This is a genomic window from Pseudomonas oryzihabitans (assembly GCF_006384975.1).
GTDB lineage: Bacteria > Pseudomonadota > Gammaproteobacteria > Pseudomonadales > Pseudomonadaceae > Chryseomonas > Chryseomonas psychrotolerans_B.
In genome coordinates this window covers 3833969-3848580 of record NZ_CP021645.1, presented here as the reverse complement: position 1 = coordinate 3848580, position 14612 = coordinate 3833969, and the positions used below count along the sequence as shown (strand labels likewise).

16 protein-coding genes are annotated in these 14612 nt (G+C 68.9%); 13 read left to right on the top strand and 3 right to left on the bottom strand.

The features are described 5' to 3' along the window. Window positions 1-195 precede the first annotated feature (195 nt). The 5 genes from CCZ28_RS17310 (at window position 196) to CCZ28_RS17290 (ending at window position 3721) form a co-directional block, all read left to right on the top strand. On the top strand, window positions 196-465 hold the full coding sequence (locus CCZ28_RS17310) for a hypothetical protein (RefSeq protein ID WP_058766094.1): 270 nt from the start codon (window positions 196-198) through the stop codon (window positions 463-465). Further along, window positions 462-758 carry a cell division protein ZapA gene (gene zapA, locus CCZ28_RS17305; protein ID WP_205894596.1) on the top strand — a complete coding sequence of 99 codons (297 nt, stop codon included), beginning with the start codon at window positions 462-464 and terminating at the stop codon, window positions 756-758. Before CCZ28_RS17310 ends, zapA begins: the two co-directional genes overlap by 4 nt. A gap of 256 nt (window positions 759-1014) precedes the next feature. Beyond that, window positions 1015-1566, top strand: a complete 552-nt coding sequence (locus CCZ28_RS17300) for a chorismate mutase (protein ID WP_140219990.1) — start codon at window positions 1015-1017, stop codon at window positions 1564-1566. Window positions 1567-1646: 80 nt separating this feature from the next. Further along, complete coding sequence (locus CCZ28_RS17295; RefSeq protein ID WP_058778954.1) at window positions 1647-2327, top strand: response regulator transcription factor; 681 nt, start codon at window positions 1647-1649, stop codon at window positions 2325-2327. Then, on the top strand, window positions 2324-3721 hold the full coding sequence (locus tag CCZ28_RS17290) for a sensor histidine kinase (protein WP_140219988.1): 1398 nt from the start codon (window positions 2324-2326) through the stop codon (window positions 3719-3721). Before CCZ28_RS17295 ends, CCZ28_RS17290 begins: the two co-directional genes overlap by 4 nt. Window positions 3722-3884: 163 nt before the next feature. Here CCZ28_RS17290 and CCZ28_RS17285 read toward each other — a convergent pair whose 3' ends face one another. From CCZ28_RS17285 to CCZ28_RS17275, 3 genes are read right to left on the bottom strand one after another with little or no spacing between them, the layout of a single operon-like run. After that, the gene (locus tag CCZ28_RS17285) at window positions 3885-5129 is read right to left on the bottom strand and encodes a thiolase family protein (RefSeq protein ID WP_140219986.1); all 1245 of its coding nucleotides are present in this window, start codon (window positions 5127-5129) and stop codon (window positions 3885-3887) included. Then, window positions 5122-6351, bottom strand: a complete 1230-nt coding sequence (gene mhpT, locus CCZ28_RS17280) for a 3-(3-hydroxy-phenyl)propionate transporter MhpT (protein ID WP_140219984.1) — start codon at window positions 6349-6351, stop codon at window positions 5122-5124. Before mhpT ends, CCZ28_RS17285 begins: the two co-directional genes overlap by 8 nt. A 10-nt stretch (window positions 6352-6361) precedes the next feature. After that, complete coding sequence (locus CCZ28_RS17275) at window positions 6362-7825, bottom strand: alginate export family protein (RefSeq protein ID WP_140219982.1); 1464 nt, start codon at window positions 7823-7825, stop codon at window positions 6362-6364. Window positions 7826-8220: 395 nt separating this feature from the next. Here CCZ28_RS17275 and CCZ28_RS17270 point away from each other — a divergent pair, with 395 nt between their 5' ends. From CCZ28_RS17270 to CCZ28_RS17235, 8 genes are all read left to right on the top strand, one after another. After that, entirely contained in the window at window positions 8221-8556 is a 336-nt protein-coding gene (locus tag CCZ28_RS17270) for an I78 family peptidase inhibitor (RefSeq protein ID WP_140219980.1), read from the top strand. A gap of 225 nt (window positions 8557-8781) precedes the next feature. Beyond that, window positions 8782-9060 carry a type II toxin-antitoxin system RelE/ParE family toxin gene (locus tag CCZ28_RS17265; protein WP_058760161.1) on the top strand — a complete coding sequence of 93 codons (279 nt, stop codon included), beginning with the start codon at window positions 8782-8784 and terminating at the stop codon, window positions 9058-9060. Window positions 9061-9152: 92 nt separating this feature from the next. Continuing rightward, the gene (locus tag CCZ28_RS17260) at window positions 9153-9455 is read left to right on the top strand and encodes a HigA family addiction module antitoxin (protein WP_140219978.1); all 303 of its coding nucleotides are present in this window, start codon (window positions 9153-9155) and stop codon (window positions 9453-9455) included. Window positions 9456-9556: 101 nt separating this feature from the next. After that, window positions 9557-10465 (top strand): alpha/beta hydrolase, encoded by a 909-nt coding sequence (locus tag CCZ28_RS17255; protein WP_140219976.1) that lies wholly within the window; start codon window positions 9557-9559, stop codon window positions 10463-10465. 108 nt (window positions 10466-10573) lie between these two features. Next, window positions 10574-11575: a TRAP transporter substrate-binding protein gene (locus CCZ28_RS17250; protein WP_140219974.1), complete on the top strand. Its 1002-nt coding sequence runs from the start codon at window positions 10574-10576 to the stop codon at window positions 11573-11575. Window positions 11576-11578: 3 nt separating this feature from the next. Continuing rightward, window positions 11579-12073 carry a TRAP transporter small permease gene (locus CCZ28_RS17245; protein WP_140219972.1) on the top strand — a complete coding sequence of 165 codons (495 nt, stop codon included), beginning with the start codon at window positions 11579-11581 and terminating at the stop codon, window positions 12071-12073. Continuing rightward, window positions 12070-13356 carry a TRAP transporter large permease gene (locus CCZ28_RS17240; RefSeq protein WP_140219970.1) on the top strand — a complete coding sequence of 429 codons (1287 nt, stop codon included), beginning with the start codon at window positions 12070-12072 and terminating at the stop codon, window positions 13354-13356. The genes CCZ28_RS17245 and CCZ28_RS17240 overlap by 4 nt, the downstream gene beginning before the upstream one ends. Window positions 13357-13383: 27 nt before the next feature. Next, window positions 13384-14610: an aspartate aminotransferase family protein gene (locus tag CCZ28_RS17235; RefSeq protein ID WP_140219968.1), complete on the top strand. Its 1227-nt coding sequence runs from the start codon at window positions 13384-13386 to the stop codon at window positions 14608-14610. Window positions 14611-14612 lie beyond the last annotated feature (2 nt).

Genomic DNA, 14612 nt, shown 5'->3' with positions numbered 1-14612 from the left:
CGCCTTACGGCCCCCTTAGCGCAACCTGACAACTGCCTGACAGCCGGTCGGCTCGTCGTGCACCCCCGTGAACCCCTTGGCAAAACAAGGGGTTAGCCTGCGACGAAGGGGGTGCCGGTGGTCGCCGAGAAGCCTAGAATGCAGCCCCTGCCGCTCCCGGCAGCCCCGAACCTGACACGAGAGACGACCGCGCCCATGCTGGACAACACCCTGAGCGAACTGGAAACCGCGATCCGCGACCTGCTGCAGCGCAACCAACGCCTGACCGCCCGGACCCAAGAGCTGGAACAGGCCCTGGCGGCCGCGCGCGAGGAAAACGACACCCTGCAGCTGAGCCTGCTGGAGCAGGAAGAAGCCGGCGCCAGCACCCGTCAGCGCGTGGAAGGCCTACTGGCCTTGCTGGCCGCTGGCGCACCGGTCGCGCACGCCGTCGCTGAACAGCCCGTCCCGGCTGACGTCGAGTGAAAAACTCGGACGCGATCGCCAGCGCCCACGACGAGGTGGAGGTGCTCGGGCGTCGCTATCGCTTCAAGGTCGCCGAAGGCGATCGCGCCGCGCTGCAACAGGCCGCCGCCCGCCTGCGCGACGAACTGGTCGCCATCCAGGGTGACCGCCGCCGCGGCGACGCCACCGAATTGCTGGTGCTGGCCGCCCTGCGCCTGAGCCTGGACACCGCCGCCGACGCCGGCGCCCTGAGCGCCCTCGACGCCCGCCTCCAGGCGCTGACCGCCGAGGTCCGCGCGTCGCAGGAGGCGTAGCCCCCTTTACCCCGAGAGAGAGTTGGGGTGAGGGAACCGCGCCGCTCGAAGCTACCGACCTGCGCTGGACTCCGTAGGGTGGATGACGGCGCAGCCTCATCCACGGAGGCACGGTACCCGCGTGGAAAACGCTCTGCGGTTTTCCACCCTACGCCGGACTTGCGCCCCTCGCCCCAACCGCCCCCTCCCGCCCAGCTTGACCACCCCGCCGCCCCGTGCGAGCTTCGGTGCCCTTTCCCCTGCCCTGGAGGTCGTCATGCCTGGCATTCGCTGGCTCGCCATCCCGCTCCTGAGCGTCGCCCTAGGCGCCCAGGCCGCGCCCTCGCCCCTGCCGGAGCTGCTGGACGCCATGGCGCAGCGGTTGACGGTGGCCGACCAGGTCGCCCGCAGCAAGCATGACAGCGGCAAGCCAGTGCTCGACGAGACCCGCGAGCGCCAGGTACTCGACAGTGTCAGCCAGGCCGCGCAGGGTGCCGCTGTCAGCCCAGCCACCGCCCAGACCTTCTTCGCTGCCCAGATGGAAGCCAACAAGCTGGTGCAATACGGTCTGCTCGACGCCTGGCGGCGCGGCATGCGACCGCTACCGGCCACCACCCCGGACCTGGCCGGACTCAGGACCCGCCTCGATACCCTGCAAACCCGCCTGCTCGCCGGGCTCGCTGCCACCGGCGAACTGCGCGCGGCCGCGGACTGTCCGGCGCAGCTGGACCAGGCCCTGACCGCCCACCTCGCCACGGCCCAGCCCGACGACCTCCATCGCCTGGCGCTGCTGCGTGCGCTCGGTGATTTCTGCGCCCTGCCGCGCTGAGCGCCAGTTCAAAATCCGCGGCGCGTCGGCCAAACTGCAGTGACAATGGCCTGGATCGCCAGGCGCTAAGGACTCTCCCCATGCACATCCTGCTCGTCGAGGACGATGCCACCCTGGCCGACGGTATCCGCCGCGTTCTGGAGGGCCATGGCATGCAGGTCGACCTCCTGCGCAACGGCGCCGAGGCCGACACCTGGCTGCGCACCACCCGCTTCGCCGTGGTGGTGCTGGACATCGGCCTGCCAGGCGGCCTGGATGGCTTCGAGGTGGTCCGGCGGCTGCGCCAGCGTGGCAGCGACCAGCCGGTGCTGCTGCTCACCGCCCGCGACGCCATCGACGACCGGGTACACGGTTTCGAGGTGGGCGCCGACGACTATCTGGTCAAGCCCTTCGCCGTGCCGGAGTTGGTGGCGCGGATCAAGGCCCTGGCCCGCCGCGCCGGTGGCCAGAGCAGCGCCGACCTCAGCTTGGGCGCCCTGCGCCTCGACACCGCCGCCCACCAGGCACGCCTCGGCGAGACGCCGCTGGATCTCTCGGCCCGCGAGTGGGCGGTGCTCGAACACCTCTTGCGCCAGGCCGGCAAGGTGGTTTCCAAGCAGCAGATCATCGATGCCCTGGCGCCCTGGGGCAGCGAGGATCTGACCCACAACGCCGTGGAAGTCTACGTCTCGCGACTGCGGCTGAAACTGACCGACTCGGGCGTCGGCATCCGCACCGTGCGTGGCTTCGGCTATCGCCTGGAGGAGGCCAGCGGCCCATGAGCACGCCCGACCGCAGCCTGCGCCGGCGCCTGCTGAAATGGCTGGTGCTGCCGGTGCTGCTGGTCAACCTCGGGGGCGCGGTGGTCAGCTATCAGTTCGCCCGCAAGCCGGCGTTCAGCGCCCTGGACAGTGACCTGACCGATTCCGCGACCCTGCTGCTGGAACAACTGCGGGTGGACGGCGATGGTCGGTTATCGCTGCCCCCCGAAGCGGAGTACCTACTACGCCACAACAGCCATGACCACGTCTGGCTGGCGGTCCGCACCCTGGATGGCCGGCTGCTGTTCGGCGACGGCGCCATGCCGGTGCAGGCGATTACCGACGAGATGCGCGACGGGCACACCACGGCGCAGCGCGCCCGCATCAATGAGCGCTCGGTGTTCATGGTCGCTCAACTGGGCAATATCGCAGGCCAGCCCGTGGTGGCCAGCGTCGCCCAGACCCTGAGTCGCCACACCGCCGCCCTGCAGCGCATGGTGCTGACCCTGGTGGCGGTGCAACTGATCGTCGCCCTGCTCATCGCCGCCCAGTTGCTCTGGGCGGTGCGCCGCGGCCTGCGCCCGCTGGAGCGCCTGGAACGCCAGCTCGACAGCCGTCACTACGATGACCTCGCCCCGCTGCGCGAAGAGGGGGCGCCGCGCGAGCTGAGTACCTTCGTCGCCGCGCTCAACGGCCTGCTGCTGCGGGTCCGCGAGGGCGCGCGCAACCAGCGCGCCTTTCTCGACGACATGGCGCACCAGTTGCGCACCCCCCTGGCTGGCATCAGCACCCTGACCCAGTGGCTGCGCCAGCGCCACGCCGGCGATGCCGAGAGCGCCGCCGCCCTGGCGCAATTGGAGGCCGCCACTAAACGCATGACCCGCCAGACCAACCAGTTGTTGACCCTGGCCCGCGCCGCTACCGCGCGGCTGGAGAGTCCGCCACGCGAACCCCTGCGCCTGGACGAACTGGTCAGCGATGCCATCCCCAGCCAGTTGGCCCAGGCCGATTGCCATGGCATCGATCTGGGCTACGAACTGGAACCGCAGACGGTCCTGGGCAACGCCTTCCAGCTGCGCGACCTGCTCGACAACCTGGTGGATAACGCCCTGAGATACACCCCGCGTGGCGGTCAGGTCACGGTGCGGCTGCACAGCCAGGCGGGGGCGACCGTCCTGGAAGTGGAAGACAACGGCCCGGGCATCCCCGAGGCCGAGCGTGCCCGTATCTTCGAGCGCTTCTATCGCATCGACCGGGGCATCCACGGCACCGGCCTGGGCCTGGCCATCGTCCGCGACATAGCCACCGCCCACGACGCCGGCATCGAACTGGCCACCCCGGCCAGCGGCCACGGCCTGAGGGTGGCGATCCACTTCCCGCCGTTGGTCACCCCTGCCGTGGAAGCGGCCCCGTAGGTTGGGTTGAGCGCAGCGAAGCCCAACAGACCCAGACCAAGGCGCTGCACCACCCTCACCCCAACCCTCTCCCCAGGGGAGAGGGGGCTGCTCCGGCGCACCGCTCGCTCCCCTAGGTTGGCGCTAGGCACCGCGAAGCCCGACACACCCAGGCCCAACCCCCCTACCGCTCCCGCCACCCCGGATTCTCCAACAACACCGCCATGCCCTGGCCGCCGCCGATGCATACCGCCGCCACGCCATAGCGCAGCCCCTCGGCGCGCAGTTGCCGGGCCAGGGTGATGGCCAGGCGCAGGCCGGTAGCCGCCAGCGGATGACCGAGGGCGATGGCGCCGCCGTGTACATTGAGGCGCGCCGGGTCCAGTTCCAGGGCGCGCTGGACCGCCAGCAGCTGGGCGCCCTGGGCCTCGTTGATCTCCAGGCGGTCGATGGCAGCCAGCGGCAGACCGGCGCGCTCCAGTAGTCCCTGGATCGCCGGGACCGGCCCGCTGCCCATGACCTCGGGCGGCACCCCCACCACGCAGCTGCCGCGCACCCAGGCCAGGGCGCGCGCTGGCACGGCATCCGCACCCCGTGTCAGCAGCACGGCCGCCGCACCATCGGCCACCGCGCAACTGTTGCCGGCGGTCTGGACGCCTCCCTCATGCACCGGCGTCAGTCGTGCCAGGGCCTCCAGTGAGGTCTCCCGCGGATGGCTGTCGCGCTCCACCACCGCACAGCCCCGCGGCAGGCGCAGCTCCCGTGGCGCCAGGCCAGCGGATTCGAAGCGTGCCGCCGCCACCGGTACGATCTCCTCGTGGAACCAGCCCTGCCGCTGGGCCGCCAGGGCCCGCTCGAAGCTGCACAGCGCCCAGGCGTCGACATCTTCACGGACGATGCCAAAGCGTTGGGCAAGGCGCTCCGCCGTGCCGAGCATGTCCAGACCCGCCGCCGGGTCCTTGAGCGCCTCCCAGAGAAAATCGTGAAACTCCACCGGCGCGCCCAGGCGAAAGCCGCTGCGGTGGGTATAGGCCGCGATGGGATTGCGGGTCATGGATTCGGCCGCCACACAGAGCACTCGGCTGGCCTGGCCGCTCTGCAGTTGGTCGCCGGCCTGGCGCAGCAACTCGAGGCCCGTGCCGCAGACGCGCTGCACCTGCAGCGCCGGCACCACCTCGGGTACCCCGGCGTAGAGGCCGATGTGGCGCGGTAGCAGATAGGCGTCGAAGCTGGCCTGGGCCACGCAGCCAGCCAGTACCGAGTCCACCGCCCCGGCGTCGTGCCCCCGCGCCAGCAGCGCCCGGGCCACGGCGATGCCGAGGTCGGTGGGCGACACCTGGCCCAGGGCGCCACCCAGGTCGGCCCAGGGAGTGCGTACGCCATCCAGCAGCAGGACATCGTCGTACAGGGTGCTCTGGCCGTTACGCATGGCCGGCAGCCTCAGCCGTGGCGGCAGCCGCAGCCGGCGCCCGCCGTTGCAGCAGGGCCAGCACCGCGCCCGCCGCCACCAGCACCGCCGGGGTGGTGGCCACCACCAGGGTCGCCGCGCCGCCGCCGAGGGTCAGCACCTGGCCGGCCAGCAGGGGGCCGGCCATGGCGCCCAGCCGCCCCACGGCCACCGCCGCGCCGGTCCCGGTCGCCCTGACCGCCGCTGGATAGAGTTGCGGCGCCAGGGCATAGAGCACCAGTTGGCCGCCGACCACGAACAGCCCGGCGGCGAAACCAGCCAGGGCCACCAGCGGATAGGCCTTGGCCAGGCCCAGCCCGGCGAGGCCGAGCAGGATGCCCAGGTAGATGGCCAGCACCGTCAGCCGTGGCCGCCAGCGGTCCATGAGCAGGCCGAACAGCACCGAGCCGATGCCGCCGCCGAGGTTGAAGAGGATCTGCACCCCTACTGCCTGGCCCCGGCTGAAGCCCTGCCCCACCAGCAGCGAGGGCAGCCAGTTGAGCAGCATGTACATCACCGTGAGGGTGAAGAAGTAACCCAGCCACAGCAGCAGGGTGGTCGACAGCGGGATGGCGCCCAGCCAGGCCCCGCGCGGGCCTCCCGCCTGAGGCCCGCCTCGACTGCGCAGAAAGCCGGCGGTCTCCACCAGGTAGCGGCCGAGCAGCGGCGCCACCAGCAGCGGTGCCAGGCCGCCGACATAGAACACCGTCTGCCAGCGGCCGACGTCCAGCAGCCCCACCACCGCTGCCAAGGCACCGCCCAGGGGCACGCCGCAGTACATCAGGCTGACCGCCGTGGCGCGGGCGCGCTCGCCTACCGACTCGGCGGAGAGCGCGATCAAATTCGGCAAGGCGCCACCCAGGCCGATACCGGTGAGCAGCCGCGCCAGCAGCAGACTCTCCAGACTCCAGACATGGGCGGTCGCCACCGAGAACACACCGAAGATCAGCACGCAGGCGATCAGCACACGCTTGCGGCCGATGCGGTCGGCGCACCAGCCGCCGATGAAGGCGCCGGGCAAGAGGCCGAGGATGCTGGCGCTGAACACCAGGCCCATCTGCCCCGGCTGGAAGCCGAAGGCCTTGACCGTGGCCGGGGCGGCGATGCCCATGGCCTGGAGGTCCATGCCCTCCAGCAGGGCGACGATGAAGCACAGCACGAGGGTCAGGCGGGCCCCGGGCGGGGCGGTGGAAAGCAGACGCATGATGGACTCCTCAGAAGCGGAAGGTGGTGGCGATCATCAAGAAGCTGGTGTCGTCGCCATCGGCCTGGCGGACGGCGGGGCCGGCCTGGAAGTAGCTGTATTCCAGGTCCAGGGTCAGGTTGGCGATGGGCATCCAGCGCAGGTTGTTGCGCCAGAGGTTGCCGACCTTGCGCGCCGAGCTGGCCGTGGTGCCCGGCACCGTGGTCATGCCCGGCAGGTAGACGCCGTCTGCGGTGCTCTGCCGCCAGACAGCGAACAGCCCGCTCTCCAGCTGCAGGGTCGGGCGCGGCGCCAGGGTCAGCAGCGGGCCGACCAGATAGAGATTGGCCAGGGTGGTGAGGCCGGAATCGCCGTAGAAGCCATTCTTCGGATAGAGCGGATCGAAGGTGCCGACGCGGTCGTCGCCCAGGCCGTGATCACCGCTGGCCGCGTCCAGCCGCAGGGCCAGGCGCGGTTTCCAGGCGCCGGCCAGGCGATAGCCGGTCTCGCTGCTCAGGCCCCAGGCACGGATCTCTGCCCCGGCCAGATGGCCGCCCTGCCCGGCCAGGTCCCAGCTCCAGTCCCAGGGCCCGGCGTTACCGAACAGGCGGATGCCGGCGGTATAGCGCTTTTCCGCACCGGTCCGGCCGTCCAGGGTGCGCTGGTCGGTCTCCAGGCCGAAGCCGTAGACATCCAGCTTGAGCGGCCCGGCGAGTGGCAGGGTGCCGTAGAGGCCATAGAACTTGACCGCGTTGTTGGAGCCGTCGTCGAAGCTGTCCTCCCCCGTCACCACCGGCCGCAGGCCGAAGGCGTCCAGCCGATAGCCATCCGTGCGGGTCCAGGCCAGGCGTACCCCGTCGAAGTTGAGGCGGATGTTGCGGGCGTCGCGGTAGGTGACGAAGGCCTGGTTGCCATAGCCCAGTTCCTGGCGCCCCACCCGCGTCATCAGCTTGCCGCCGGCCAGCGGCGTGTTGAGATCGATGAAGGCCTGGTGCACCTCGGTACGGCTCTGGTCGTAGGGACCATAGAGCGCCTTGTTCCAGGCGCGGGTGTTCTCCAGCTGGACGAAGGTGCGCAGGGCATCGTCGAACAGGTGCAGGTCGGCGTGCAGTTGCAGGCGTTGCTGGATGTAGTGGTCGGTGTTCACCCCACGGCGGCCGAAGACCGGATTGTGGTAGGTGTCGAAACGGTAGCGCGCCTCGCCGCCGGTCTGCAGCCAGGCCGAGTCGCCCAGGCGCTGGTAGCGCAGCCCGTCGAAGGGATCGGTGCGCTTGGCCGGCTCGTCGAGAAAGCGATAGTTCTCGATCCAGCGCGGCGGTCCGGGCGGCAGCGGCCGCGCCACCTCCAGGCTGTTGAGCGGTTTGGGCCGGGCGCGTTCCAGGGTAGTGGAAGGCTCGGCGAAGGCCTCCTGGCTGAGCAGCAGGGAGCTGAGGGAAGCAAAGGCAAGGCACGAGCGGGCCCGTGCGCAGGCCTGGGGCGAGCGCGATGCGAACATGGGTTGACCATCCTGACGAAGAAGGCGGAAGGCGCCACGGGGGCGCAGGGATCAGGGCCTAGCGGGCACGGATCGGGGATCGTCAGGAGGTGGCGCGATAGGATAGCGAGCTGACATGGCGGGTGTTCCTTTTTTGTTGTTGTCGTCACCGTGAGGGGCCGTGCGGCCCTAGTTCGATGATGGTCGATGGCAGAAATGGATCAAGCCATCCAACCCAAATCTGGCCGATTACCGAACGTTATATTTGTTAACTTTCTCATCGAGAAGACGACTGGTTCCAATAGCCGTCGACGTCGCCCGGATCGCGATTTGTAACAATGCCCACCCTAGAGGGGTCCATGCAGAGGCCCGTACGGGTTAAGGTTTCTTCTCTCACGAATCGATAAGGCAAACCCATGAGCTTCAAGACCCCTCTCCTGCTGGCCGGCGCCGCCCTCTTCAGCCTGCTGGCCGGTTGCGGCTCGCATGAAACGCAGGACAGTCCAGCGGCCGCCAAGCCGACCGCGAGCACCACCACCACCAGCAGTGGCCGCTGCAACTCCGATGCAGTCCAGGACCTGGTGGGCAAGGCCCTGACCCCGGCCCTCGCCGAAGAAAGCCGTCAACGCGCCGGTGCCCAGGTGGTCCGCGTGGTGCGTCCGCAGGACCCCATGACCATGGACTTCAACTCCCAGCGCCTGACCATCACCACCAGCGCCAGTCTGGTGGTGCAAACTGCGACCTGCGGCTGAGCGCACCTGTGACCGTCGACCGGCCGGCCACCGCCACGCCGGTCGCGGCGTCCCGCTAGCAGCCGAAGCCCTGGCGCAACGCTAGGCCAATGCGTACTGCGTGAACAATTGATCGGCAAGAGCCGCCGGGTATCAACTGTCGGATACTCTCTTGCCAAGACCCCAGTTGAAACGCCTAACGTTAGGCGTTAATATTTTCTTAACGAGCCTCGTTAAGGAGCTGCAATGATCCGCAGCTTTCGCTGTAGCGATACCGAAGAGCTGTTTACGACTGGACAGAACCGGCAGTGGAGCCAGATAGCTGCCGTGGCGACGCGGAAGCTGGCGATGTTGAACGAGGCCATTGAGCTGCGAGACCTCAGGTCTCCTCCCGGCAACCGCTTGGAGCAGCTGGAGCGGGATCGTAAAGGCCAGCACAGCATTCGCATAAACGATCAGTGGCGCATCTGTTTCGAGTGGACCGCACACGGGCCGGTCAATGTAGAGATCGTCGACTATCACTAAAAGGGTCGGCTAGACGCCACCGGCGCGGTAACTCGCCTCGAACGTAATACCCCGTCCCACTAGCCCTAGATGATAGTGAAAGAGGTAACGCCATGCTGACCAACGGAATGCGCCCGGTTCATCCCGGCGAGATCCTGCGGGAAGAGTACCTGGTACCCATGGGCATAAGCGCTTCCGCGCTGGCCCGCGCCCTGGGCGTCTCGGCCCCTACCGTAAACGATGTCGTTCTGGAGCGTCGCGGAGTGACGGCCGATATGGCGCTACGCCTCGCCGCTGCGTTCGATACTACCCCTGGTTTCTGGGTAGGCCTGCAGGCTACCTATGAACTGAGAAAGGCAGAGATAGCGAAAGGTGAACAGATCCGTGCGCAGGTAAAACCTCTGCAGGTCGCCTGATCTTTTGCGGCCTGGGCGGCGAAGACACCTGGCCAGTATGGCGACCCTGGGCGGAGCCCGGTAGGCTGCCTGGCTCTACTGAAAATGAGTCTTGTTCGCCGATGTCCCTGCTGCCGCTCTCGCTTCGCCTCACGCCGCTGCGTGCCTGGTTGGTCCTGCCGCTGTTGCTGGCCCTGGCTGTTCCAGGCCAGGCCCGTCCCATCGATCAACCGATGGACGCCAGCGTCCTCGCTCAGCCCGGCCAGGGCTATGCCTTCAGCGAAGTGCAGCTGGATTCCGCCGATGGCACCCGCCACTACCAGGTATGGATCGCCCGGCCCGCGACCCCGGCGCCCGCGGCGGGCTATCCGGTGCTCTACCTGCTCGACGGCAATGCCGCCCTGGGCGGCCTGAACGCCGAGTTGCTCGACGACTTGGCCCGCCGTCCGCAGCCACCGGTGTTGGTGGCGGTGGGCTATGCCGGCGGCAAGCGCATCGACGGGCCCGGACGTGCCTACGACTACACCCCATCAAAGCCCACCAGCGAGCACTTTCGGGCCATGCCCACTGGTGGTGCCGATGTCTTCCTCGCCTGGCTGCTCGACCGCCTGGAACCGGCGGTGGCGCAGCAGGTGCCCCTCGATCGCGGTCAGCGCGCGCTTTGGGGTCATTCCCTGGGCGGTCTGTTCGTGCTCCATGCCCTGCTCACCCGGCCGGACGCCTTCGCCCGGGGCTACGCCGTCAGCCCCTCGCTGTGGTGGAGTCCCGACGCCCTGCCCCAGGATGACCGGGCCCTGGCGCAACGTCTGCAAGGACACCCCGCCGAACTCATCCTGCTGCAAGGCGGTGCCGAGCACGACCTGCCCGCGCAGTTCCAGAGCGCGGTCCCTGCCGATGCCACCCCGCGCCTGGCTGAACGTCTCGCCCGTATTCCGGGCCTGACGGTGCACTTCGCGACCCTGCCGGGTCTCGGCCACGGACCCATGCTAGCGGCCTCGCTGCGTTGGGTAGTGCAGCACGGGACCCTCTAACGCCCGCTTATCACAGCATTACGCATCTTTATCCAGCGCAGCGGCAAAGCTTGGCAGTATCCCTGAACAGGGGCGCCACTTCCGGCACCCTCCTTCAGGAGCAGCATCATGCCGCAACGCCGGACCAAGGCGCGCCTCAGCTGGCTCGCCATCGCCCTCTCCACCACCTTGGGTCTGCTCGACCTGCAGAGCGCCTCCGCCGCCCGTGCGCTGCGCCTGGCCCACGCCTCCAGCAGCGACAGTCTGATCAACCAGGCGGTGCAGCGCTTCGCCGAAGAGCTCAAGACCGAGTCCAAGGGCGAGTTGACCGTCAAGGTCTTCCCCGATGGCCAGCTCGGTGACGAAGGCCCCATCGCCGAGGGTGTCGGCAACGGCTCCATCGACATCGGCCTGGGGGGCGCGGTGGATGCCATCGATCCGCGCCTCAACGTGGTCTCCTTGCCCTTCCTGTTCCGCGACGCGGCCAACGTCCACGCCTTCCTCGACGGTCCCCAGGGCAAGGCCCTGCTGGGCCTCGGCCAGGATCACGGCTACGTGCTGCTGGGCGCCCTGGATTCGGGTTTCCGCCAGTTCGCCAACAGCAAGCACCCCATCGTCGCCCCGGCCGACCTCGCCGGCCTGAAGATCCGCACGCCGCCGAATCCGGTGATCCTCGCCACCCTCAAGCAACTCGGCGCCCTGGCCCAGTCGATCCCCTTCGGCGAGGTCTACAGCGCCCTGCAATCCGGCGTGGTGGATGGCGTCGAACCGGAAATGCGCGACTTCTACGATCAGAAGTGGTTCGAGGTGGCCAAGTACCTGTCGCTGTCCAACTACATCTGGTCGGCCAACTACTGGTTCATGAACAAGGACACCTACGACAGCCTGAGCGAGCCCCAGCGCGAGGCGCTACGCAAGGCGGCGCAGGACACCGTGACCTGGTATCGCGGCCAGCTGGACGCCACCTACGCCAAGGTCCTCGCCGAACTCAAGGCCAAGGGCGTGCAGGTCAACAGCGTCGACACCGAGCCCTTCCAGGCCCTGGTCGATCCGGTCTACACCCGCTTCGCCGGTGAATGGGGCCAGGCCTTCGTCGACCAGACCCGCAGCGCCGCGCGCGAGGCCCGCTGAGTCATGAGCGATCCGACCCACGTCCCGCACCGTCCCTCGCGACCCGAGCGCCTGTTGCAGGCCGTGGGCGTCCTCTTGTTCCTCGCCACCTTCGGCGCCATCACCGGCGGGGTGGTGGCGCGCTACTTCCACCTGCCCGGCTTCGAGTGGTCCTTTGAGATCGCCGCCCTGAGCTTCGTCTGGGTCACCTTCATCGGCTGCGTACTGGCCGAGCTGCGTGGCGAGAACGTGCGCTTCGTCGGCGCCCTGCTGCTCCTGCCGCCAGCCGGCCAGCGCGCCCTGCAGGTATTCGGCTGCCTGGTGCTGCTGGGCGTCAGCCTCTGGTTGCTGACCAGCGGCTGGGCGGTGCTGGAACGCTCCGGTCGGGTACCCACCCCGGTGCTGCGTTGGCCCTCCGGCCTGATGACCCTGGCGCTGGTCAGCGCGGCCGCCCTGCTCGTCGTCATCGCCCTGCTGCGGCTATGGCGCCTCCTCGTCCGTCGGGAGCCCCAGGCATGACCGTCCTCGCGCTGTTCCTCGCATTCATCGTGCTGCTGCTGGCCGGCATCCCCATCGTCTGGGCCATGGCCGGCGCCAGCATCGTCGCCCTGCTGGTGGGCGACCTGAGCATGCCCCTGGCCTGGCTCGCCCAGCAGACCATCCGCGGCGCCGATTCCGCCACCCTGAGTTCCATCCCGCTGTTCCTGCTGGCCGGCGAGCTGATGAACCGCGGCGGCCTGACCCGGCGCATCATGCGCATCGCCGAGCACTTCCTCGGCCGCTTCCGCGGCGGCCTGGGCCTGGTCAACGTGGCCACCGCCTTCGTCTACGGCGGCCTGACCGGCTCCGCCACCGCCGACACCGGCGCGGTGGCCAAAGTGATGATCCCGGCCATGGAAGAGCGTGGCTATCCGCGCGCCTTCGCCGCCGCGGTCACCGCCGCCTCCGGCACCCTGGGCATCATCGTGCCGCCCAGCGTCATCCTCATCCTCTATGGCGTGCTGACCAACACCTCCATCGGCGGCCTGTTCGTCGCCGGCCTGATCCCCGGCGTGCTGCTGGCGCTGACCTTCATGGTCACCGCCTATGTGGTCGGGGTACGCGAGAACTTCCCCAAGGTCGACGAGCGCCTGCCACTGCGCGAGTTGCTGCGCGACCTCGGCTACGCCCTGCCGGCGCTGCTGATGCCGGTGCTGGTGCTCGGCGCCATCGTCAGCGGCTTCGCCACCGCCACCGAGGCCGCCGCCGTCTCGGTGCTCTACGCCCTGGGCGCCGGCGCCCTGGTCTATCGCGAACTGCGCTGGCGCGACCTGTTGCCGGCGATCCACGAAGCCGTGGTCACCACCGGCTCGGTGATGATCATCATGGCGGTGGCCATGCCCTTCGGCTGGATCCTCACCGTCGAGCAGGTCCCCCACACCGTGGCCGGCTGGATCGTCGACCTCCATACCGGCCCCTTGCTGACCATGCTGATGATCGTGCTGGCGCTCAAGGTGGTGGGCTTCTGGCTCGACCTCGGCCCGGCCATGATCATCCTCGCGCCCATCCTGGTGCCCATCGCCAAGGCCGCCGGCTTCGAGCCCTACCAGATCGGCCTGATCTTCACCGTGACCCTCGGTTGGGGCCTGTTCACCCCACCCATCGGCACCAACATCTTCGTGGTCTGCAACGTCGCCCGGCTGTCCATTGGCGAGGTCTCCTGGCGCCTGGTGCCCTTCTGGATCGCTACCGCCGTGGCCGTCGCCCTGCTCGTGTTCTTCCCTTCCCTGAGCGGCTGGTTACCCCGCCTGCTCGGTTACTGATCAACCCGCAATCCGAGTACCTCCGTCATGACCTTTCTCGTGGGTGGCATCTCCAGCGCAGGACGCGCCCTGCCCGATCTCCAGGGCCACGCCTTCCGGGTCACCCGCTCCGCGGGTGCCTACCTCTGGGACGACCGTGGCCAGCGCTATCTCGACACCGCAATGGGCTTTGGCGCCACCCTGCTCGGCCATGCCCCGCCCCAGGTGCTGGAGGCGGTCGCCCAGGCCCAGGCCGAGGGCCCCATGCCCTCCTTCGCCCATGCCCGCGAGGAAGCCGCCGCCGCCGCCCTGGCCGCCCGTTGCGGTGACCTGTCGCAGGTGATCTTCCTCAACACCGGCAGCGAGGCCGTGCACCTGGCCTGCCGCACCGCACGCATCGCCACCGGTCGCGGTCGCATCGTCAAATTCGCCGCGGCCTACGACGGCTGGTACGACCCGGTGGCCTTCGGCAACGCCCAGTCACCGGCCGCGCGCATGACCGGCGCCCGTCCCGAACGCGACGGCATGCTGCTGCTGCGCTACAACGACTTCGCCGACGTGGAGCGACTGTTCGCCGAATACGACGACATCGCCGCCATCCTCATGGAACCGGTGCTGGCCAATGCCGGCTGCCTGGAACCAGCCCCTGGCTATCTGCAGTACGTCACCGACCGCGCTCATCGTAATGGCGCCCTGGTGATCCTCGACGAGGTGCTGATGGGCTTTCGCCTGCACGCCGGCCTTACCGGTCACTATCTGGGCGTGGACGCTGACCTGGCGGCGGTGGGCAAGGCGATCGGCAGCGGCATTCCGGTCGCCGCCCTGCTCGGCAAACCGCCCATCATGGAGCTGTTCGAGCGCGGCCAGGTGGTGCGCGCCGGCACCTACAGCGGCAATCCGCCAGCCTGCGCGGCGGTGCTCGCCACCCTCGAGCAGCTGGTCAAGAAGGACTACTTCGCCCTGCTGGCCCGCGGCGACGCCCTGCGCGCCCGGCTGGCCAGCACCTTCGCCGCCCAGGGCCTGACCTTTTCCAGCAGCGGCTATGGCAGCGTCTTCACCCCCTGGGACCGTGCCCAGGCGCCCACCGACTATGCCCAGGCCGAAACCAGCGTCGATGCCGAATGGACCCGTGCCCTGCACTTCGCCCTGCGCGCCCGTGGCGTACTGATGATGCCTGTCGCCTATGGCCGCCTGTACCTGACCTTCGCCCACACCGATGCGGTCCTGGCAGAACTGGAAGAAGCCTTCACCGACGTGGCCCGGACCTGGGCATAGGG